Below are 19,799 nucleotides of genomic sequence, written 5' to 3' on the forward strand. Positions count from 1 at the left end.
GAAACAAGACCAATAATTGTCTATTTCTGAGAAGTCAAAAACGCTCAACTCAAATGTTGAGCGTTAAAAAAAATTAGTTAACTGAGATAAAGCCTTTATCTGCAACAATCTTTTGTGCTGCTGGCGATTGTGTCCATGTAAGGAATTGTAATGCTTCAGCTGATGGACGACCTTCTTTATAAACCACAATGAATGGGCGTTGAACGCTATAATCACCGGCTTTAATTGAAGCAACCGATGGTTTATGGCCATCAATGGTAAGTGCTTTTACTGTGTTATCAACTGAACCTAGTGAAATGTAACCGATAGCAAAAGGATTATTCGCAACCGTTGTTTTTAGCTGACCATTGCCACTTGCCACTTGTGCTTTTTGTGAAATGGCAGAGACTTTGATTCCGTTAATTTTTTTCTTTAGTGACATAATGTCTTCAAATGCACCACGGGTACCTGATGCTGTATCGCGAGTTGCGACAACGATAGGTTTATCTTCACCACCCACTTGTTTCCAGTTAGTGACATTGCCTTTGTAGATCTCAGTGATTTGTTCTTTGGTTAGATCGGTGACCGAGTTACTGTTATTCACCACCACGGCAATACCGTCTCGTGCAATAACAACTTCTTTAAGTTGTGGTGATTCTTCTGATTTTTTCAAGCTACGTGATGACATGCCAAGATCTGCCGAGCCATCGTGAGCAACACGAATACCCGCTGATGATCCTGGTCCTTGAACTTCTACCGTAACATCGTTAGATTTTGCATAAGTCTCACCCAAAACTTCCATGAGGGGAGAAACAGAGCTAGAACCTACAACAGAGATAGTCTCGCCAGCAAACACTGCAGAACTCGTTATAAGTGAACTTGCAACAACAACTGCGCCGATAATCTTTGTTTTCATTTTCCTAATCCTTTCTTGTTGGGCAAAATGCCAATAGGTTTGAATGAACATGACAAAGAGTAGGAAAGTTATGTGACAGTAATGTTTCAGAAGTTTGAACACTCGATGAATGTTGTAATAAAATACGATGAGGTATGTAGCGATGTTCGCTGTTATTACGTGTTATTTTCTATGTATAACAAGTAGGAATTAATATTCAGTTAATAAAGGGCTGACATATACTATCAATGACAACAGAATTACGGATTAAATGAATCTTCCCGTATAGGTGTTATTAGATTTTTTATTTAAAGATAAAGGTTGTAGATGTTAAAAAAAGCACAGCAAATGATTGTTTTTAATGCACTTACTAAACAACAAAGCTTTACTAAAGCAGCACAGTTACTTGATATATCTCGCACTCAAGTGAGTAAACTTATCCAGCAACTAGAACAACGACTTGGAGTACAATTAGTGCAACGAACAACGCGCTCTTTTGCATTAACAGAGGCGGGACGTTTGTTTGCTAAGCATTGTGAAAAAGTAGTAGAAGAAATAAATGAAGCTGAAAGTGAATTATTAGGAAATGAAGACAATTCCCAAGGTTTATTACGCGTAGGTATTGCGCAGTCTTTCGCATCTAACCACGTAGCACCCTATATTAATGAGTTCCATGAACAACATCCATTATTAAACTTAGAGTTGAGTTTATTTGATCATCGTGTTGATTTAATTGCAGAGCAGCTCGATCTTTGGATTGGGTTTATGGATTCTCCACCAGAAGGGTTTGTGGCGCGGCATTTAAGTAATTGTGACTTTGTATTGGTGGCAAGTCCTGAATATTTAGCGACTCACGGTGTGCCTTATCACCCTAGTGACTTAATTGAGCATAATTGCATTATTTATTTTAGTCGTGAGCGTAAAGATAATGTTTGGAGCTTTAGTCAACAAAATGATAATCAGGATATTAAAGTGACGGGGAATTACCGTGTTGACTCTGCTGATGCTATTCGAGATGCGACAATTGCAGGTAATGGGGTTGGGTACTTAGCAACCTATTTGTTAACTGATGAAATTCGCCAAGGTAAGTTGATTCGGTTGATGCCAGATTGGCAATTAACCCAACATATGCCTTTATATGCTGTTTATCCAAGGCATAAATTTTTACCGAATAAAGTAAATCTATTCATTGAATTTATTCGACGCCATATCGATGTGGGTAATATTTTGTGTAAATGGTAATGATGTAAAAAACAGCGATTACGCGCAAACGGTTGGCTAAAACTTACCTTTGAATGTTTCAAATTGTAAACATTGAGGGTAATAGTATCCCTCATAGGAACTAATCTAATGAATTTCGTTTGCTTAGCTTAAAAATAATGCAATTCAGCTGTGTTTTGTTAATTTACTGTTGCTTGTAATAACAATTTGATCCTTGTCACACTTTTTTTTATGAATACACTCTTTCCGCAATCGTTTACTACACCAAACATTGGGGAATGACTTTGCATTATCTCGTCGGCCTACTCGGTATAATTACTATTTTTACAGTTGGTTTTTTATTTTCTGAAAACCGCTCAGCAGTGAACTGGCGCAGTGTACTCGGTGCTTTTTGCATCCAAGTTGTCTTTGCAGCTTTTATTCTTTATGTACCCATTGGTCGAGTGGTACTAAACAGTGTGTCTGGCGCAGTTTCTGGCGTGATTGATTATGGCCATGAAGGGACATCTTTCTTATTTGGTCAACTAGCCCAATTTAAATTAGGCTTTATTTTTGCGGTTAATGTCTTACCTTCTATTGTCTTCTTTTCGGCATTAATTTCCGTATTATATTACGTTGGCATCATGAAATGGGTGATTCGTGGTATTGGTGGTTTGTTACAACGCTTACTAGGTACTACTCGTACTGAGTCAATGTCTGCGACGGCGAATATTTTTGTCGGTTCTGTAGAGGCTCCATTGGTTGTACGTCCATTCCTTGCGCGAATGACACGTTCTGAATTATTTGCAGTAATGGTAGGTGGATTAGCCTCTGTTGCTGGTGGCACCATGGTCGGTTACGCTGGGTTAGGGGTGCAATTAAAGTATCTTATTGCAGCAAGCTTCATGTCAGCTCCCGCAGGATTGATGATGGCAAAACTGATCGTGCCACAAACTGAAGGTGTACACAGCATGGAAGAAGAAGATGACGGTGAAGAAGATGAACCCGTTAACTTAGTCGATGCAGCTTCTCGTGGTGCTTTGAGTGGTTTACAGATTGCAATGGCTGTGGGTGCAAGTTTATTGGCTGTTATCAGCTTAATTGCCATGGTGAATGGTGGTCTTGGTCATATTGGTCACTGGGTTGGTATTGATGATCTAAGTTTAAATCTGATTTTTGGTTACCTGTTTGCACCTGTTGCTTGGTTAATTGGGGTACCTTGGTCAGAAGCGACAACGGCAGCTAGCCTTATTGGTACTAAAATTGCTGTTAATGAGTTTATTGCCTTTGCTGAGCTAATGAAACCAGAAACGATTGCTAAACTGAGTGAGCATTCTCAAGCGATAGTTACTTTTGCATTATGTGGGTTTGCTAACTTAACCTCTATTGCGATGTTAATGGGTGGGTTAGGCGGCATTGTACCGAAACGTCGCCCTGAAATCGCTCGTTTAGGTATGAAGGCTATTTTTGCCGCAACCTTAGCAAATTTAATGAGTGCAACGTTAGCAGGTTTATTTCTTCCTCTTTAAGAGTAATATATTCACGCTAAGCAATTAAAATAAACAGAGAGCCTAGCTCTCTGTTTTTGCATCTAATAAAGCACCAATAATGGGAGAAGATCAATGAAATCGGAAAGCGATAAGCTCATTGCTAAGCATGAACAATTAATTCATAGTGATGGTTTAACCGTGTCTTCTCATACTCAACGGGATGATGGTGAATGGATACAGCATTCGTTGATGATAGACGGTTATAATGTGCCTTTTAAATTTAAGCGTAAGTCAAAATATAAAACGCTGACTGGTGCAAAAGTCAATATGACTTATTACGCTGACATCATTGTTGTTGCTGGCTTAGAATTTGAAATAATGAAAGTTGTTCGCATTAAGCGTTATTAATATTAACAAGGAAAAAGAATGAATTGGTATTTTTTAGTTCTTAGTAAATATGCTCAATTTCAAGGGCGTTCCCGCAGAAAAGAATTTTGGTTTTTTACCTTAATTAACGCATTGATAAGTATGGCATGCAGTCTCGTTGATACAACATTACAGCTACCAACCTTGATGGAAGGCTATGGGGTGTTAGCCGCGTTATATGCAGTTTTTGCCTTTATTCCGACAGTAGCTGTTACTGTTCGTCGTTTGCATGATCAAGATCGTACCGGCTGGTGGGCGTTAATTATGTTAATCCCAATTGTTGGTATTTTGGTTCTGCTTTATTTTATGGTGCAAAACAGTGCCGAAGGCAGTAACCGTTTTGGTAGTAATCCAAAACAGAATGATAATTCAACACTAAGCGTCTAAATTCGTTGATATCTTAATTAAATGAACATGACCCAGTCTTCGGATTGGGTTTTTTTGTTGAATAGAAACAGAAATAGAATCATTCATTCCATTCCTGAACAATGTGCTTTAGTATGATGCTATTAGCTGACCACACTGTTTTGACCGAAACAGCGATTATATTCTGACCGAATATGGCTAATAAACTGAGTTTCATCGTTTAGGAGTACGATAATGACGCAATACCACCAATATGAACCCCCCTTATCATCGATATCGCATATGTCTTCTTTTAATGCGGTATGTACTGTAATGGCCTTTTTTTCTGCCTCTTATTTTAGTTTCCGATTTAGTAACGGTTCTCTGTAACCGCACTTGTTATTGATTAAAAATCACAGGTTATGACTCATGTATCTGATTATAGATATATGGATTGCTATATCTAACAATAAGAAGAGAGAAAAATATGAATACTAAATTATTAGGAAGTTCGCTGATTATTGCGGGCACAGCGCTAGGTGCTGGTATGCTTGCTATACCGATGGTATTAGCACAGTTTGGTTTGTTATCTGGTTCCTTATTAATGTTACTTATATGGAGTGGCACGACTTACGCTGCTTTATTATTATTAGAAGCCAGTATTAAAGTGGGTGGTGGCTTAGGGATGAACACTATTGCCCGAAAAACATTGGGTAAAGGTGGTCAATTAGTCACTAATGGATTGTTGTATGCATTATTAGTTTGTTTATTAATGGCTTACATTATTGGCGCTGGTGATTTAGTTCAAAAGTTAGCGACTGGTTTTGGTTTTGATCTGTCAATGCTACAAAGCCAGATCACTTTTACTGTACTTGCTGGTTTTATTGTTGCCGCAGGAACTGGCGTCGTTGATAAGCTGAATCGTGTTTTATTTTTAATCATGGTTGCAGTATTAATCATTACCTTATGCGCTTTGATTCCCGGTATGAGTTTTAATCATTTTTTTGAAGCGAGTAATAATAGTAATATTGATTTAATTAAGACCAGTGCAGTATTGTTCACTAGTTTTGGTTTCTTTCCCGTTATACCGTCATTAGTGTCATACAATGATAAAGCAAGCCATAAGCAATTAAGAAATATGGTGTTACTAGGCTCATTGATTCCTCTAAGTTGCTATTTACTGTGGTTATATGCGGTTGTTGGTAGTTTATCAGCAGAACAACTGGTTAAATTTGATAATGTTTCGGTATTAATTGATGCATTAAGCACGCGATTCTCTGGTATACATATCATTTTATCGGTATTTACTGGCTTAGCCTTACTAACTTCATTTTTAGGTGTGGCAATGTCATTGTTTGATCAGAATGTGGATCTATTCAGACAGAATCGTGCTGTAACCTATGTTTTGACGTTTATTTTGCCGTTACTTGGCGCGATCTTTGCCGCGAATCAATTTTTAGCTGTCTTAAATTATGCAGGGCTGATTCTTGTTTTTATCGCTGTCTTCATACCGATGTTGATGATTCACAATATTCGCCAAGCGACACCAGTAGAGCAAAGCTCTGACTACCAAGTTGCTGGTGGTTCACTGGCAATGTTGATGAGTTTACTCTTTGGTTGTTTCTTAATTGGCGCTCAACTGATTTAGTGAGTGAGCAACAGACATGAAACGCTCATGATGTTATAAATGGGCGTTTTTTATCTTTAAAATAAAAATTGGAAATATGAGGAGAGTAGGGTAATAGATTGACCGATCTGAAATACCCTTTAAAGCACTTTATATGACCAGTATAAAGTTAAATCACTAATTTATATGAACCGCTTGGAGTACGATGTAATATCGTAAACGATGATAGAATTAGCTGCTGCAATCATACAAAGTTTCAGTAATGAGGGCTATCATCAAGACGTTTTTAGCAACGTGGATTTTTTGCTAAAAGTGTAAAGATTAAATTACACAATCTATGTTTGGGATCTAATCTTACTGTTTTTTTATTAGGTGAGTGATTAGGGTTGTTTTATTTTCTAATAAATTAGAATGGTTGCAGGTAGTTGTAGATGTTATGGGATAAAGCTTTAACAGTTGCTAAAGATGCGAGAGAAGCACAAGTATTGCTGCCTATTGCGACCATGAGCTCAGTGGTTTCTGAGCAGGGAATAGATTTTTTTATTAAGATCATGAATGGTAATCTTACTAAAAAAATACAACAAGGACAGACAGGACATAATCCATTTCTGCCGTATGAAGAGCAAATGTTTGTCGATAATGTTGGGCATGAGCATGTGTGCCTCTTGAATAAATACCCAATAGGAGAACCACACTTACTCATTTGTAGTAAGGCGTTTGTTAGTCAATCTTCTCTACTCGATCTTTATGACTTTTCTGCTTGGATACAAGGGGTAACATATCCCAATGTACTGGGTTTTTTTAACTCAGCATCAGAAGCTGGTGCTAGTCAGCGCCATCGACATATGCAGTTAATGAAGACTGCAGTACCGTTAGAAGAGATGATTCTGTCTGGTAAGCTACCATTTAGGCATAAATTATTTACTTTTGATCGTATTAATAGTGAGAAAGCGTATTTTTGTTACCTGGCGGCAATGCATGATTTAGGACTAACGCCCAATAATGTGACTGTGAATATTAATGAGCCGATAGAATGCTTGCCTTATAATATTCTATTAACTGAGCATTGGATGTTAGTGATCCCTCGATTAACGAATCATATTGGTGATATTTTTGCTAATGCACTTAACTACTCTGGATGTTTTTTAGTTAAAGATCAGCAGCAATATGACTGGTTAACTGATTATGGTTGTTTACGGCTATTAACTGAATGTGTAGCGCCATAAAGGCTATTTAGGGAGTATTATTACTCCCTTTTTATGGTTTAGGCATTTGTATCACAGCTAAGAAACGTTTTGGGTAACCGCTATGATAATAACTCGTTTCAGTGACACCAAAGTGCTTTTTAGACGATGAACTATGAATAAATTTAATTAATCCGGGTTTTACTTCTGTAATAATTCCCGCATGACCTGGTTTTCTTATTTTTAAATTAGTGCCAGTAAAAACAATAAGATCGCCTATTTGTGCATTTTTTAAGGGTATCGATTTATTGAATAACTGTGTGTATGCTGCGGTGGTTCTTGGAATTGAAATGTGAGAGTGTTTGTATACATATTGAATGAAGCCTGAACAATCGAATCCTTTGGGTGTCGTTCCCCCCCAAACATAACGAGTACCAATATATTTCTTGGCGAAATTAATCATTTTTTGTTGTTCTATTGTTGTAATAGGTTTCACTTGGTTTGTGTTTTTGTTAGGTAATACACTGATTTCTTTTATAATATGAGGACTTGCTCTTACATTTGACTCGCAAGATAGAGTGAGTAATAACGATAAAGGTAACATGATTTTGAAATATTTATTCATGGTAATTATAGTTTCTATATTTATAAGATTGATGTGTGATTAGTTTGATAATAAAGATTTATTTGTTGCTGACAATAGATATTAAACATTATTATTATTATTGATTAATATCAAATTAGATTTTAGTGTTAGGTATAATCTATAATCATTATTAACGTACATTGATTGATAATTGTTTAGTATAACTTTTATCTAAGTGAAAGTTATTTACTATGAAATTTTATATGACATATATAAATGTCACAAGATGTGTTTGGGTACTATTAATATAATGTCAAATAATTTATTAAACACTGTTCATTTTTCTTTTTTGTTGGTAATATTATTATTTACAAAAACAGTATTAGCGACACCGAGTTTAACTATTTGGTCTTCACATCAGAATCGTGATTTTTTAACAGTAATGACGGATAAATATAAAAAAAATCATGATGTTAATATAACAATTATACAGCTTGATCCATCAGAAATAAAAGCGGAAATTTTATTAAGTGCCCAAGATGGCGGTTTACCCGATCTTATTGTTATCCCTTCAGATTTCTTAGGGTTGCATAATCTGATGGATTTATCGACAATCCCTCGTGATTGGTATACAGAATCGTTGACTCCAAGAGTGAAGGCTACTGTAGAATTAGATGGTAAATATTGGGGTATTCCTCTTATTCAGGGTAATTTTTTACTCTTGTATTACAATAAAAAATATGTGACAAAGCCAGCCACAGATTTTAGAAATATTATTTCAGAAAAAAAACAATTTCTAGATAAAAATATTATGCCAATAGGATGGAATTATAATGATATGTATTATTTTATTCCTTTCTTATCTGCATTTAATGGTTGGCCTATCATTGATGGGAAAATTGAGCTGAATACGCCAGCTATGGTTGAAGCGCTAAAATATTATCGTTCTTTGGCTGTGCAAGGGATTGTTAATCGTAACTGTGATTACCGTTGTTCGCAGCTAGATTTTATCAAAGGAAAAAGTGCATATTCTATTAATGGTGATTGGGCATATCATGATTTAAAAGTGATGCTTGGTGATAATCTTGGTGTAGCCGTATTACCTAAAGTAAATGGTAAAACGATGCATCCTATGTCTAGCACATTTGTATTGGCCGTACCTAGCAATTCACAACACTCAAAAGAAAAACAGGAATTAATTAAAGATTTTGCTGCATTTGTTCAACAACCCAAAAATCAGCATGCGGTATATGAAAAAACCAAGTTATTACCAATCTCAATGACGTATTATAGGCAACTTAGACAGAAAGCGACCGGAGATAATTTAGTTATGTTTCATCAAATGGCACTAACAAAGCTTATGCCATCAACGTTGAATATGGCTATTTCATGGCAGGCTATCGCTATAGGTTTTCAGCGTTATCAAGCAGGTGCAACAGCTGAATATGCTGCGGCACATATGCAGAAAATGGCAATAAAACAGATTCAGCACTTGGATTATAATTGATGAAGTTACGCTTAAAATCATCATTAGCATTGTTAATGTTAATAATTGCTGTTGTACCTGCTGCAATTGTTGGAGGATTACTTCTAAAGCAGCAATCCGATGTGGAAGCGAATTACCGTATTGGCATGTTAGATCGACTATCTAATACTATTGAACAAGAATTTGATTATCGTTTTTCTTTATTGTCGACAAGTTTAGATGTGCTATCACGAGATAGACTATTTGTGCAGGCGATTGATAATTTCTTTCTTGCGGGCCATGTAAGTTCTTCGCTGGGGACATTGGTTAAAAATACACCATTAATTCAAGCTGCTTACTTAGTTGATGATCAATGGTCGGAAGTTGAAAGCTACAATGGGATTCATGGTTTATCTTCTTTTTTAAAATTAAAAGATCTTCTTACGTATCGTTTATCAACTAACAATGGTAAAGGTCGCCAGTGGGTATTTTATTATAACGATGAAGATTTGATGCCGAAAAAGTTTAATCCAACACGGCGAGGAATTATCATTGGCGTTCCTATTTTTCAATCGATGACGAATGGCTTAAAGCGTATTCCTTTGGGGTATTTAATAATAGTTGTCCCAATTGAAAATATCGTTAAGGTATTACGACCTTATTTAAAAGATGGGGAACGTGTTGTCTTTCAAAATCATCGCTCTGATTTGATGGATCATGATGGTGATATGAGTGAGATTGTTATTGCTCAAGGAAAAATAGATCAAAACACACCAACAATACATAAAACAATCAATATAAAATTAGAAAATAAATATATTTCAGAGCCGATCCAATACACAATGAAAGTATATATGGATAAATATCTAGGTGAGAATCCTTATATAAATTCTTTAAAATATATATCATTATTTGGTGTGATTATTATTCTTTTGTCACTTTTTAGTGCGGGTTTGACCTATCGTTGGATTGCGCGTCCATTGGGTGGGCTAATGGATGTTGTGAGGGCTTATTCTCGAGGTGAATACAAAAGCTCAAATAAACAATTACGCTTTGCTGAATTTTTTATGGTTGAGCGACTTATTCGAAATATGGCAAAAACGATTCGAGCTCAAATGGCCGATTTAGCCGCGACGAATAAAGAGTTAAATGCTGCTTATTTAGAAAAAGAACAAGCTAACTTGCAATTGGTTAATTTCAATGATGAGTTAGAACGAAAAGTTGAAGAAAAGACCTTAGCGTTGAGTCGATCATTATTGCGAGAAGAAAATCGCCGATCGATGTTGCAATCATTATTATCATTTAGCCATGAACTTCAATCTGGCGATATTATAGAAACAGTAATGACACAAGTGGTTGCTCTATACCCGATGGCTGGTTGGGCAATGAAAAGCTATACTGGGAATAAGGGAATATGGGCTTGTGAAAACATAGACCAATCTCGCTTAGAAAATCAAGATATACAGCCTGAAAGTCATTATAGTGATTATTATTGTGTACCAAATAACGGTAAGTATTTGCATTGTTTTAAAGTTAAAAACAGTCAGAACGACATTGTTGGCATGATAGTGATGCAATATATACAATTAGAACATGATGATTTTGAAGTTATTTCTCTATTTATTCGTCAATTAGCTACTGAATTAGAAGGTCGACTATTAAATGAAGAATTAGCGCGTATTGCGATTACTGATTCATTGACCGGACTTGCAAATAGAAAAGCTTTTGATAAAGACTTAGAAGAGCATATACAATTAATTAATCGGTATCCTGATCGTCATTTTGGTTTGTTCATGCTTGATGTTAATGGACTGAAACGAGCAAATGATCAACATGGTCATAGTATGGGTGATGCGTTATTAATTGAAACCAGTAAGTTATTAGTTGAAACCTGTCGATTGACAGATAAGGTTTATCGTCTTGGTGGTGATGAATTTGCCATTATTTTAGAGGCCGGTGATTGTGACAGCTGTGACATTTTATGGCGTCGATTAGAAACAGTACGCGATCAAATTAACTATGCTAGTTTACCAAATGGAAAACAGGTTGAAATACATTTTGCTGTTGGGTATGCCAGTACTGATCAATACTCAGCAGAGCAGGTTTGTTTAGTTGCAGATAAAGCAATGTATAAAGATAAACGTCATTTTTATGAACAAACAGGAATTGGACGATAATAAACATAACCACTGCGATAATATGGATTATTGCAGTGGTTTTTTATAAGTAAAATACTTATTTATGATTTGAGAAGTTATCACCCTTCGCCATGCGATCATATAAAATCACATTAACTGCTGCTGCCAGATTCATACAGCCTTTTGTTGGGACGTAAATAGTTTCACGACAAAAGTCAGTAATTTCTTTTTTTAATGTGCCGTCTTCAGGACCAAAAATATAAAATGCACGTTTTGGATGTTTATATTCAGGTAATGGTTTTGCATCATCAATTAAATCAACGGCAACAGGTACACAGCCGACAGGAATAATTGCTTTTAGATCTTCAACACCAATTAATGGAATATCAAGCGCAACATTTTTGGTATCAGTACAAAACTGTGCAGCGTGATCATAACGAGTGCCAGTATAAAAGACAGAGTTGACACCATAACAACCCGCTGCTCGCATAACCGAACCGACGTTTTCAGGTGTTTTGGGGTTAAAAAGGCCTACGCAAGAGTAACCCTGACTTTTTTTGCTCATATGTACATCTACTTTAGAAATTGTGGCGGGATTGTATACCTAAAGACGATATTTTTGCAGTAGGTACCATTATTTAGAAGAGAACAAAACAGGAACTTAGGGTCCCTGTTTTTAAGTGACGTTTTATTTACCGCAACATTTTTTATATTTCTGACCACTGCCACATGAGCAAGGATCGTTACGGTTAGGTGTTTTATCAAACACTGTTGTCGTAGGTTTGTTTAATGTTGCAGTAAGATCCGCAATATCTTCTTCAACGTTAGCATTAATTGTAAATGTTGCAAAAAGCTGTTGCTCTGCAAGCTCTACTTCTAATTCTTGTTGGCGTTCTTCAGTATTCACTATCAATGTGAGCGGATTGGTTTCCGTGCCAAGTTTAGTTTCGCGCTTCGTGTTGTAGCCACAGCTGCTGTGTTTTGGCTTCTTTTCGATGCGACCTTTATAGAAAAATTTAGACATGGGATAACCTGCTTGCTATGAAATATTCGCGCATCATTCGTGAATGGGTACGCTTAATAACTAAAAAGCCACCAAAGTTAAGGTGGCTGAAATTGCGGGCATAATAACCGCCATTGTGTGTGTTATCAAGCGTTGAGCAAGCGCTTCAGTAATAAAAGTCGGTGGGTGTTCTGATCAAAAATAGGATATATGGTGTTTTTTCATTGGTCTTTGTTGAAGTAAACGATTGCATTGTTATTATCATCTCTTCTACACTTAAACGGTTTTAATCAAACACCGCTGTGAAACGGTGTGTTGCTTACACTTATTATATAGACGAAAAAACCTATTAAATTAATAGGTTTTTTCGTCTATCACTGCTGATAATAATTGTTAATATACTCAATATATAAAAGAGTAAATAATGATAAATTGTCTGATATGTTAGTGTATTAGCGATAAATACAATGATTAGATGTAACATATTGACTGATAAGATTATTAATGTATAACAAAATTTTTCAATTTTTATCACGAAAAATGCATAAAAAATTGAAAATTACGGCATAATAACGCCCGTTATACCAAGCAATTGATTGCTGTACCAGATCGAATGATCTGTAAATAAATGGGAACATTACATGGTTAAACCAGAAAATAACGCAATTGTAATTTTTGGTGCGTCAGGCGATTTGACTCATCGAAAACTAATCCCTGCGTTCTATCATTTATACGCTAATGGTTTATTGCCAGAAGATTTCGCTATTTTAGGTGTTAGTCGTACGGCATATAGTGATCAGGAATTTCGTGATAAGCTTCGTTCTGCATTAGAAGAAAATGAAAAAACAGATGCGGCGATATTAACGAAGTTTTGTGAGCATTTATATTATCAGGCATTGAATACTTCTGATGCTGAACAATATAGCGTATTAAAGCAGCGCTTAGATGTCTTTAAAGATACTCACCATACACATGGCAATGCTGTCTTTTATCTCGCAACGCCACCGAGTCTTTATGGTGTAATTCCTGAGTGTCTTGCTGCTCATGGTCTTAATGATGAAGCGGATGGCTGGAAAAATCTTATTGTAGAAAAGCCATTTGGTTATGATCTTGAATCGGCTATTTCTCTTGATAAACAAATTCACGCATGTTTCCAAGAACATCAAATTTACCGCATTGACCACTACTTAGGTAAAGAGACAGTACAAAACTTACTTGTCTTCCGTTTTGCTAATGGCATGTTTGAACCATTATGGAACCGTAATTTTATTGATTACGTTGAAATTACTGCATCTGAAGCCTTAGGCGTTGAAGATCGTGGTGGTTATTATGATGGTGCGGGTGCGGTACGTGATATGTTCCAAAACCACCTATTGCAAGTTCTAGCAATGGTAGGTATGGAATCTCCAGCAGCTATTAATGCTGATTCGATTCGTGATGAAGTGGTTAAAGTGATGCAAAGCTTTAAGCCTTTATCAGAAGATGATTTGACTAACAATTTAGTCTTAGGTCAATACACTGAATCTGATGTTCGTGGTAAGCATCTACCAGGTTACCGTCAAGAGCATGGCGTTAATACTGATTCACGCACAGAAACGTATGTTGGTATGAAGATGTTTATTGAGAACTGGCGTTGGAATGGCGTACCATTCTACGTTCGTACAGGTAAGCGTTTACCGACACGTGTAACAGAGGTTGTTATTCATTTTAAGAAAACACCGCATCCAGTATTTGCAGCTAAATCAGCTGAAAATAAGTTGATTATTCGTATTCAACCCGATGAAGGCATCTTAATGAGTTTTGGTTTGAAAAAACCAGGTGCAGGTTTTGAGACGCAAGAAGTATCGATGGATTTCCATTACGATAAACTTGAATCAATGAATATGCTAACAGCTTATGAGCGTTTATTGTTAGATTGCATGAAACAAGATGCAACCTTATTTGCCCGTACTGATGCAGTAAAAGCTTGTTGGAAATTTGTTCAACCTATTCTTGATCATAAAGAACAACCTGAGCATTTATTTGGTTACGCAGCAGGAACATGGGGACCAAAAGAAGCCGATGAACTGTTAATTAATGATGGTCGTCAATGGCGCTTCCCATGTAAGAATTTAGCTAATACTGATTATTGTGAGTTATAAGCATGATGAATTATAAAGTATTTGCGACGCCACAAGATGTAGTGATTTCTCTTGCTGAAACCATGCAAGCGATGAGTTTACAATCTCAAGCGGTACATATTTCCTTATCCGGTGGCAGTACGCCTAAATTGTTATTCAAAGTATTAGCGCAAGCGCCTTTTGCTGACAGTATTCAATGGAATAATCTTCATTTCTGGTGGGGTGATGAGCGTTGTGTTGCTCCAACCGATGCTGAAAGTAATTTTGGCGAAGCAAATGACTTGTTATTTAAGCACGTTACAATTCCAGCAGCAAATATTCACCGTATTCGTGGTGAAGCAGAGCCTATTGCTGAATGTGCACGTTTTGCAGCAGAGATGGATGCAGTGATTCCACATAAACAGGGATTACCAGCATTTGATTGGATTTTATTAGGCATGGGTGGTGATGGCCATACTGCTTCTTTATTTCCACATCAGACCAATTTTGATGATCTTGCATTAGCAGTGATTGCCACTCAACCACAAAGTGGCCAGCAACGTATTTCAAAAACAGCGCGTTTACTTGAAAATGCTGACCGTATTACTTATTTGGTATTGGGTGAAAGTAAGGCTGAAGTCTTATTTGAAATAAATAGTACGCCGGCAGAGATGTTAGCTTATCCTGCCGCAAAAATTAAAGCCTCTCATGGCGAAACAGAATGGTATTTAGATGCAGCAGCTGCAAAGTTGCTAGCACAAGGAGAATAATATGAAAGGCGATATTGGTGTTATTGGTTTAGCTGTTATGGGTCAAAACTTGATCCTTAATATGAACGACCATGGTTTTAAAGTTGTTGCGTTTAACCGTACCGTTTCTAAAGTAGAAGAATTCCTTGAAGGTCCTGCAAAGGACACTAACATTATCGGTGCGACATCATTAGAAGACTTGGTCTCTAAACTAGAATCACCACGTAAAATCATGTTAATGGTTCGTGCTGGTGATGTTGTCGATGCATTTATTGACCAACTTGTACCGCTACTAGATAAAGGCGACATCATTATTGATGGTGGTAACTCAAACTATCCAGACACTAACCGTCGTGTTGCAGCCCTTGAAGCAAAAGGCTTACTATACGTAGGTTCTGGTGTTTCTGGTGGTGAAGAAGGTGCTCGTTTTGGTCCTTCAATCATGCCTGGTGGTTCTGAAGCAGCATGGCCTGCAATCAAACCTATCTTTCAAGCAATCTCTGCAAAAACAGCAGCAGGTGAGCCTTGTTGTGATTGGGTGGGTAAAGACGGTGCTGGTCACTTCGTTAAGATGGTTCACAATGGCATCGAATACGGCGACATGCAGTTAATTAGCGAAGCATACCACTTCATGAAGTCTGGTTTAGAGCTGTCTCATGATGAAATGCAAGCTATTCTTCAAGAATGGAATAAGACTGAGCTAGATAGCTACTTAGTTGAAATTACAGCTGAAATTCTTGGTTATAAAGATGAAGATGGTCAGCCTCTTGTTGAAAAAATTCTTGATACTGCGGGCCAAAAAGGTACAGGTAAGTGGACAGGTATTAATGCACTAGATTTAGGCATTCCACTAACACTTATTACTGAAGCAGTATTTGCGCGTTGTGTTTCTTCAATGAAAGAGCAACGTGTTGAAGCAGAAAGCTTATTTGGTAAAACAATTGCTAAAATTGATGGCGATAAGAAAGAGTGGGTTGATGCATTACGTCAAGCACTACTTGCATCAAAGATCATTTCTTATGCACAAGGCTTTATGTTAATCCGTGAAGCATCAGAAGAGTTTAACTGGGATCTAAACTACGGCAACGTGGCACTTATGTGGCGTGGTGGTTGTATTATCCGTAGTGCATTCCTAGGTAATATTCGTGATGCATACGATACAAACCCAGAAATCAAATTCCTAGGTTCAGATACTTACTTTAAAGATATTCTATTAAACAGCATGCCAGCATGGCGTAAAGTAGCATCAAAAGCGATGGAAATTGGCCTACCAATGCCAACAATGACATCAGCATTAACCTTCCTTGATGGCTACACAACAGCAAGCTTACCTGCGAACATGATTCAAGCGCAGCGTGACTACTTCGGTGCTCACACCTATGAGCGTATTGATCAGCCTCGTGGTCAGTTCTTCCATACGAACTGGACGGGTACTGGCGGTAATACAGCATCTACTACTTACGACGTATAATGTCTAAGTAATCGATATAATTAAGCCATCGTTTTTACGGTGGCTTTTTTTATGCATGATGTATTGTGATGAATCTAGATTTAACTTGCTATACGTTGGCAATAGAGTAATGCGCGTAATTCCATATTTTCAGCTTCAAGCGCCACTATTTGTTTATGAGCTTCTGTGCGCATATCTTCATTTGTTTTTCGTGTTTTTTCAAAAATATCGCTCAGGGCACTAAACAATTCTTCTCCAGCAAGCAGCATTTCTTTGCCGCTAATTTCAATATTATAAGAACGTAATAAATCACGAGCATAAGTGGTTAAGTCACCTTTGGCGCGACCAATTTCTTTGTCAATTAATGGGCAAGTGTGAGGGTAGGAGAAACCTGACATATTTTGTACCTTTAAAGTCAAATATCCATAAAAGATAATTGTTATAAACCTCCGTGCCTATGAGATAATTTTCGCTTACATTTTTAAATTGATCAATATATGCACAATAAGTTTGACAAAAAACAAACAAACGTCTCTTTTTTGATACAAATTAGTCAGTAATAATGCTGTTGGGTGAAGCATTAATCTATGTTGATGAGTGCTAATTACGGTGATTTGTTGGTAAAAATAAACCCTCGTATCGATTAAGAGTACGAGGGCTTAAATATCACACTAAAATCAAATAATTAACTTACTTCAATCGGGCCACCAAAGGCGGTTACTGGTGGTAATTCACCTTTGAATTTCTCAATATTGACTAAACACGTTTGGGCACTGGTCGCTTGCGCCAATTCGGATGTTGGTATATCCATGGTTAGAGTATTTGGATCGCCATAGGTATCAATCGCACCAATCTTCTCATTTAATGGCCCGTACCATGCACCTTCTTCTATACGAACGACGCCTTGTGGGTAGCTGTCTGTGATAACAGCACCTGCAAGTAGTTGACCGCGATCGTTAAACACACGTACAACGTCACCGTCTTTGATGCCTTTAGCTGTAGCATCTTTTGGGTTGATGTAGACAGGTTCACGGCCTTGGACGGTATACGTCGCGCGGAATTCATCGGATTCACACATTTGTGAGTGCAAGCGTTTGTCAGGGTGACAAGATTGCATCCAGAACGGATGTTTATCTGAGCCCGGACCACCATGTGAACGTTCTGTCTTTTCAAACCACATTGGGTGACCTTGACAGTGTTCATAGCCATAACGAGCAATTTTACGGCTGGATATTTCAATGAAACCTGACGGTGTGCCTAGCGCATTTATTTCTGGATCTTGACGGAAATCGGCATGTCGAACCCAGGGCTTACCGGTGCCAAAATCTAGGAATCCTTGCTCCCAGAAAACATCAAATTCTGGCATGTCGAATTTGCCTGCATTAGCTTTTCGGCAATCGTTATACAGCATTTGAACCCATTGCATTTCATCCATACCACGGGTGTATTCTTTATTTTTACCAAAACGACGTGATAATTCAGTGAAAATATCAAAGTCAGTTTTTGATTGGTACAGTGGGTCAACTAACTTTTGCATTGCGATTAAGCCACGGCCACTGTATGAGCCCATAACGTCAATATCGTTACGTTCAAACTGAGTACATGCAGGGAGTACAATATCAGAGAAACGACAGGTCGCCGTCCATGCAAAATCAATCGTTACCACGGTTTGTAATTTTTGGAACGCTTGTTTCATGCGGTTACGATCTTGGTGGTGATGCCAAGGGTTGTTACCGCTGATCACCATCATTTTGTAATCAGGCAGAATCACTTTAGAACCATTGTATTTAATTTCTTTACCCGGTTCTAAAATACAATCAACGAAGCGTGCGACAGGGATAGTACGACTATAACCATTGAAGTCGTTGTTATCCCATTTGGGTTTTTGCCCCTCATCCACGTTACGAGGAAAACCGCCTGGTGCTGCAAAGCCTGTTGATGGGACACCAATACCGGAGTAATGATGGCCATAAGAAATACCGCCGCCAGGTAAGCCAATTTGTCCTACCATCGCAGCAATAACGGCACCCATCCAGTAAGGTTGCTCGCCGTGTTCTTGACGTTGAATACACCAACCAAATAGAATTTGAGTACGCTCTTTAACCAGCATGCGAGCAAATTCACGGATTTGATCAGCGGGTACGCCACAAATTTCAGCTGCCCATTCTGGTGTTTTCTCAATGTTATCTTTAGTGTCACCTTTGACATAACCAATAAACTCATCAAAGCCCAAACAATACATTTTGATGAATTCTTTATCATAAAGATTCTCAGTGTAAAGCGTGTGTGCTACACCCAACATAAACGGTACATCTGTCTGCGGGTGAAGGTAAAGATGCGTGTTTTCTAAGTAACGCTGGGTCTTGTTTTTAACCGGATCAACCGAAATAACATTGATCTCACCTTTAGCTACTTTTTCTTTTAGTTGCGCAAGGTAAGGGTAAGACTCATGCGTTTCACAGTTCCAACCTACTTGGAGGTTTTTAACCGGATCGTTAGCCCATAAAATAATGTTCTTACTGTTGTCTAAAATTTCAGACCATGACGTACCTTGAGCATATACTTCAGTCGAACCTAGCACATAAGGCATTATGGTTTGGCCTGCACCTGTTGAGTAGTCGCCAACTTTGGTGATGTAATTACCGTGCATACCGACAGCACGTTGCATGTGACTGGTACAGCTATGGAATTGACCCGTTTGACGCCAGCCTGTTTGACCTGCGTGGAGCGCCCATGGACCGTAATCTTTTTGAATACGCTCTAATTCACGGTAGAACAAATCTAAGGCTTCATCCCATGTCACACGTACAAAACGATTATTACCGCGTGTTTCGCCACTAAACTTGTGCTTTTTAAGCCAGTCTAGACGTACCATTGGGTAACGAACGCGTGATGGATTATAAATAATCCCCTTGATGCCTTTTAGCATTTCAGTTGGGTTTTTATCTATTTCAATCGCTTCAATTTGTTGCACTTTACCTGCATAAATTTGTGCACGAAAAGCACCCCAGTGAGATCCAGAATAACGCCATGTTCCTTGACCTATTTGATCGTCTGCAAACACTTTTGATGATGCGAGTAGGCTTGGGCCTATAACTGTCGCTGCACTTGTTGTAGCAAGGCCTTTAAGAAAACTTCTTCTTGATACTGACATATTTATTTT

At 37.6% G+C, this 19,799-nt stretch carries 17 protein-coding genes; 11 read left to right on the forward strand and 6 right to left on the reverse strand.

What is annotated here, in order from left to right:
- Window positions 1–73: 73 nt before the first annotated feature.
- On the reverse strand, window positions 74–895 hold the full coding sequence (locus CZ809_RS19430; protein WP_080159175.1) for a phosphate ABC transporter substrate-binding protein: 822 nt from the start codon (window positions 893–895) through the stop codon (window positions 74–76).
- A gap of 306 nt (window positions 896–1,201) precedes the next feature.
- Here CZ809_RS19430 and CZ809_RS19435 point away from each other — a divergent pair, with 306 nt between their 5' ends.
- The 6 genes from CZ809_RS19435 (at window position 1,202) to CZ809_RS19460 (ending at window position 7,188) form a co-directional block, all read left to right on the forward strand.
- Window positions 1,202–2,116: a LysR family transcriptional regulator gene (locus CZ809_RS19435; RefSeq protein ID WP_080159176.1), complete on the forward strand. Its 915-nt coding sequence runs from the start codon at window positions 1,202–1,204 to the stop codon at window positions 2,114–2,116.
- 257 nt (window positions 2,117–2,373) lie between these two features.
- Window positions 2,374–3,603, forward strand: coding sequence for a NupC/NupG family nucleoside CNT transporter (locus CZ809_RS19440; protein WP_370738025.1), 1,230 nt, complete (start codon window positions 2,374–2,376; stop codon window positions 3,601–3,603).
- Between the two features lie 93 nt (window positions 3,604–3,696).
- Entirely contained in the window at window positions 3,697–3,972 is a 276-nt protein-coding gene (locus CZ809_RS19445; RefSeq protein ID WP_080159178.1) for a hypothetical protein, read from the forward strand.
- Between the two features lie 18 nt (window positions 3,973–3,990).
- The gene (locus CZ809_RS19450; protein ID WP_080159179.1) at window positions 3,991–4,377 is read left to right on the forward strand and encodes a DUF805 domain-containing protein; all 387 of its coding nucleotides are present in this window, start codon (window positions 3,991–3,993) and stop codon (window positions 4,375–4,377) included.
- Between the two features lie 445 nt (window positions 4,378–4,822).
- Window positions 4,823–5,983 carry an amino acid permease gene (locus CZ809_RS19455; protein WP_080159180.1) on the forward strand — a complete coding sequence of 387 codons (1,161 nt, stop codon included), beginning with the start codon at window positions 4,823–4,825 and terminating at the stop codon, window positions 5,981–5,983.
- Window positions 5,984–6,393: 410 nt separating this feature from the next.
- Window positions 6,394–7,188 (forward strand): ATP adenylyltransferase family protein, encoded by a 795-nt coding sequence (locus CZ809_RS19460; RefSeq protein ID WP_080159181.1) that lies wholly within the window; start codon window positions 6,394–6,396, stop codon window positions 7,186–7,188.
- A gap of 31 nt (window positions 7,189–7,219) precedes the next feature.
- Here CZ809_RS19460 and CZ809_RS19465 read toward each other — a convergent pair whose 3' ends face one another.
- The gene (locus CZ809_RS19465; RefSeq protein WP_235865983.1) at window positions 7,220–7,771 is read right to left on the reverse strand and encodes a C40 family peptidase; all 552 of its coding nucleotides are present in this window, start codon (window positions 7,769–7,771) and stop codon (window positions 7,220–7,222) included.
- A 271-nt stretch (window positions 7,772–8,042) separates the two neighbouring features.
- On the opposite strand from CZ809_RS19465, the gene CZ809_RS19470 reads away from it, so the two are divergent.
- Together CZ809_RS19470 and CZ809_RS19475 are read left to right on the forward strand one after the other, a co-directional pair.
- Entirely contained in the window at window positions 8,043–9,239 is a 1,197-nt protein-coding gene (locus CZ809_RS19470) for a sugar ABC transporter substrate-binding protein (protein ID WP_080159183.1), read from the forward strand.
- Window positions 9,239–11,374 carry a diguanylate cyclase domain-containing protein gene (locus tag CZ809_RS19475; RefSeq protein WP_235865984.1) on the forward strand — a complete coding sequence of 712 codons (2,136 nt, stop codon included), beginning with the start codon at window positions 9,239–9,241 and terminating at the stop codon, window positions 11,372–11,374. The genes CZ809_RS19470 and CZ809_RS19475 overlap by 1 nt, the downstream gene beginning before the upstream one ends.
- 58 nt (window positions 11,375–11,432) lie before the next feature.
- Here CZ809_RS19475 and CZ809_RS19480 read toward each other — a convergent pair whose 3' ends face one another.
- Complete coding sequence (locus CZ809_RS19480) at window positions 11,433–11,900, reverse strand: RNA methyltransferase (protein WP_080159184.1); 468 nt, start codon at window positions 11,898–11,900, stop codon at window positions 11,433–11,435.
- A 123-nt stretch (window positions 11,901–12,023) separates the two neighbouring features.
- A complete protein-coding gene (locus CZ809_RS19485; protein WP_080159185.1) occupies window positions 12,024–12,359 on the reverse strand; it encodes a PBPRA1643 family SWIM/SEC-C metal-binding motif protein in 336 nt (111 codons plus the stop codon).
- Between the two features lie 620 nt (window positions 12,360–12,979).
- Here CZ809_RS19485 and zwf point away from each other — a divergent pair.
- From zwf to gnd, 3 genes are read left to right on the forward strand one after another with little or no spacing between them, the layout of a single operon-like run.
- On the forward strand, window positions 12,980–14,479 hold the full coding sequence (zwf, locus tag CZ809_RS19490) for a glucose-6-phosphate dehydrogenase (protein WP_080159186.1): 1,500 nt from the start codon (window positions 12,980–12,982) through the stop codon (window positions 14,477–14,479).
- A gap of 2 nt (window positions 14,480–14,481) precedes the next feature.
- Complete coding sequence (pgl, locus tag CZ809_RS19495; RefSeq protein ID WP_080159187.1) at window positions 14,482–15,207, forward strand: 6-phosphogluconolactonase; 726 nt, start codon at window positions 14,482–14,484, stop codon at window positions 15,205–15,207.
- A gap of 1 nt (window position 15,208) precedes the next feature.
- Window positions 15,209–16,657, forward strand: a complete 1,449-nt coding sequence (gene gnd, locus CZ809_RS19500; RefSeq protein WP_080159188.1) for a decarboxylating NADP(+)-dependent phosphogluconate dehydrogenase — start codon at window positions 15,209–15,211, stop codon at window positions 16,655–16,657.
- Window positions 16,658–16,737: 80 nt separating this feature from the next.
- On the opposite strand, the gene CZ809_RS19505 is transcribed toward gnd, so the two are convergent.
- Together CZ809_RS19505 and torA are read right to left on the reverse strand one after the other, a co-directional pair.
- Complete coding sequence (locus CZ809_RS19505) at window positions 16,738–17,034, reverse strand: hypothetical protein (protein WP_045040663.1); 297 nt, start codon at window positions 17,032–17,034, stop codon at window positions 16,738–16,740.
- A 287-nt stretch (window positions 17,035–17,321) separates the two neighbouring features.
- Window positions 17,322–19,790, reverse strand: coding sequence for a trimethylamine-N-oxide reductase TorA (torA, locus tag CZ809_RS19510; RefSeq protein ID WP_080159189.1), 2,469 nt, complete (start codon window positions 19,788–19,790; stop codon window positions 17,322–17,324).
- Window positions 19,791–19,799 lie beyond the last annotated feature (9 nt).

Origin of the sequence: Photobacterium piscicola, from assembly GCF_900166965.1 — a bacterium.
Classification (GTDB): Bacteria; Pseudomonadota; Gammaproteobacteria; order Enterobacterales; family Vibrionaceae; genus Photobacterium; species Photobacterium piscicola.

Excerpts from the sequence above, each read along its gene's own strand:
- CZ809_RS19430 (WP_080159175.1), bottom strand. The coding sequence starts at position 895 with ATGAAAACAAAGATTATCGGCGCAGTTGTTGTTGCAAGTTCACTTATA.
- CZ809_RS19435 (WP_080159176.1), top strand. The coding sequence starts at position 1,202 with ATGTTAAAAAAAGCACAGCAAATGATTGTTTTTAATGCACTTACTAAA.
- CZ809_RS19440 (WP_370738025.1), top strand. The coding sequence starts at position 2,374 with ATGACTTTGCATTATCTCGTCGGCCTACTCGGTATAATTACTATTTTT.
- CZ809_RS19445 (WP_080159178.1), top strand. The coding sequence starts at position 3,697 with ATGAAATCGGAAAGCGATAAGCTCATTGCTAAGCATGAACAATTAATT.
- CZ809_RS19450 (WP_080159179.1), top strand. The coding sequence starts at position 3,991 with ATGAATTGGTATTTTTTAGTTCTTAGTAAATATGCTCAATTTCAAGGG.
- CZ809_RS19455 (WP_080159180.1), top strand. The coding sequence starts at position 4,823 with ATGAATACTAAATTATTAGGAAGTTCGCTGATTATTGCGGGCACAGCG.
- CZ809_RS19460 (WP_080159181.1), top strand. The coding sequence starts at position 6,394 with ATGTTATGGGATAAAGCTTTAACAGTTGCTAAAGATGCGAGAGAAGCA.
- CZ809_RS19465 (WP_235865983.1), bottom strand. The coding sequence starts at position 7,771 with ATGAATAAATATTTCAAAATCATGTTACCTTTATCGTTATTACTCACT.
- CZ809_RS19470 (WP_080159183.1), top strand. The coding sequence starts at position 8,043 with ATGTCAAATAATTTATTAAACACTGTTCATTTTTCTTTTTTGTTGGTA.
- CZ809_RS19475 (WP_235865984.1), top strand. The coding sequence starts at position 9,239 with ATGAAGTTACGCTTAAAATCATCATTAGCATTGTTAATGTTAATAATT.
- CZ809_RS19480 (WP_080159184.1), bottom strand. The coding sequence starts at position 11,900 with ATGAGCAAAAAAAGTCAGGGTTACTCTTGCGTAGGCCTTTTTAACCCC.
- CZ809_RS19485 (WP_080159185.1), bottom strand. The coding sequence starts at position 12,359 with ATGTCTAAATTTTTCTATAAAGGTCGCATCGAAAAGAAGCCAAAACAC.
- zwf (WP_080159186.1), top strand. The coding sequence starts at position 12,980 with ATGGTTAAACCAGAAAATAACGCAATTGTAATTTTTGGTGCGTCAGGC.
- pgl (WP_080159187.1), top strand. The coding sequence starts at position 14,482 with ATGATGAATTATAAAGTATTTGCGACGCCACAAGATGTAGTGATTTCT.
- gnd (WP_080159188.1), top strand. The coding sequence starts at position 15,209 with ATGAAAGGCGATATTGGTGTTATTGGTTTAGCTGTTATGGGTCAAAAC.
- CZ809_RS19505 (WP_045040663.1), bottom strand. The coding sequence starts at position 17,034 with ATGTCAGGTTTCTCCTACCCTCACACTTGCCCATTAATTGACAAAGAA.
- torA (WP_080159189.1), bottom strand. The coding sequence starts at position 19,790 with ATGTCAGTATCAAGAAGAAGTTTTCTTAAAGGCCTTGCTACAACAAGT.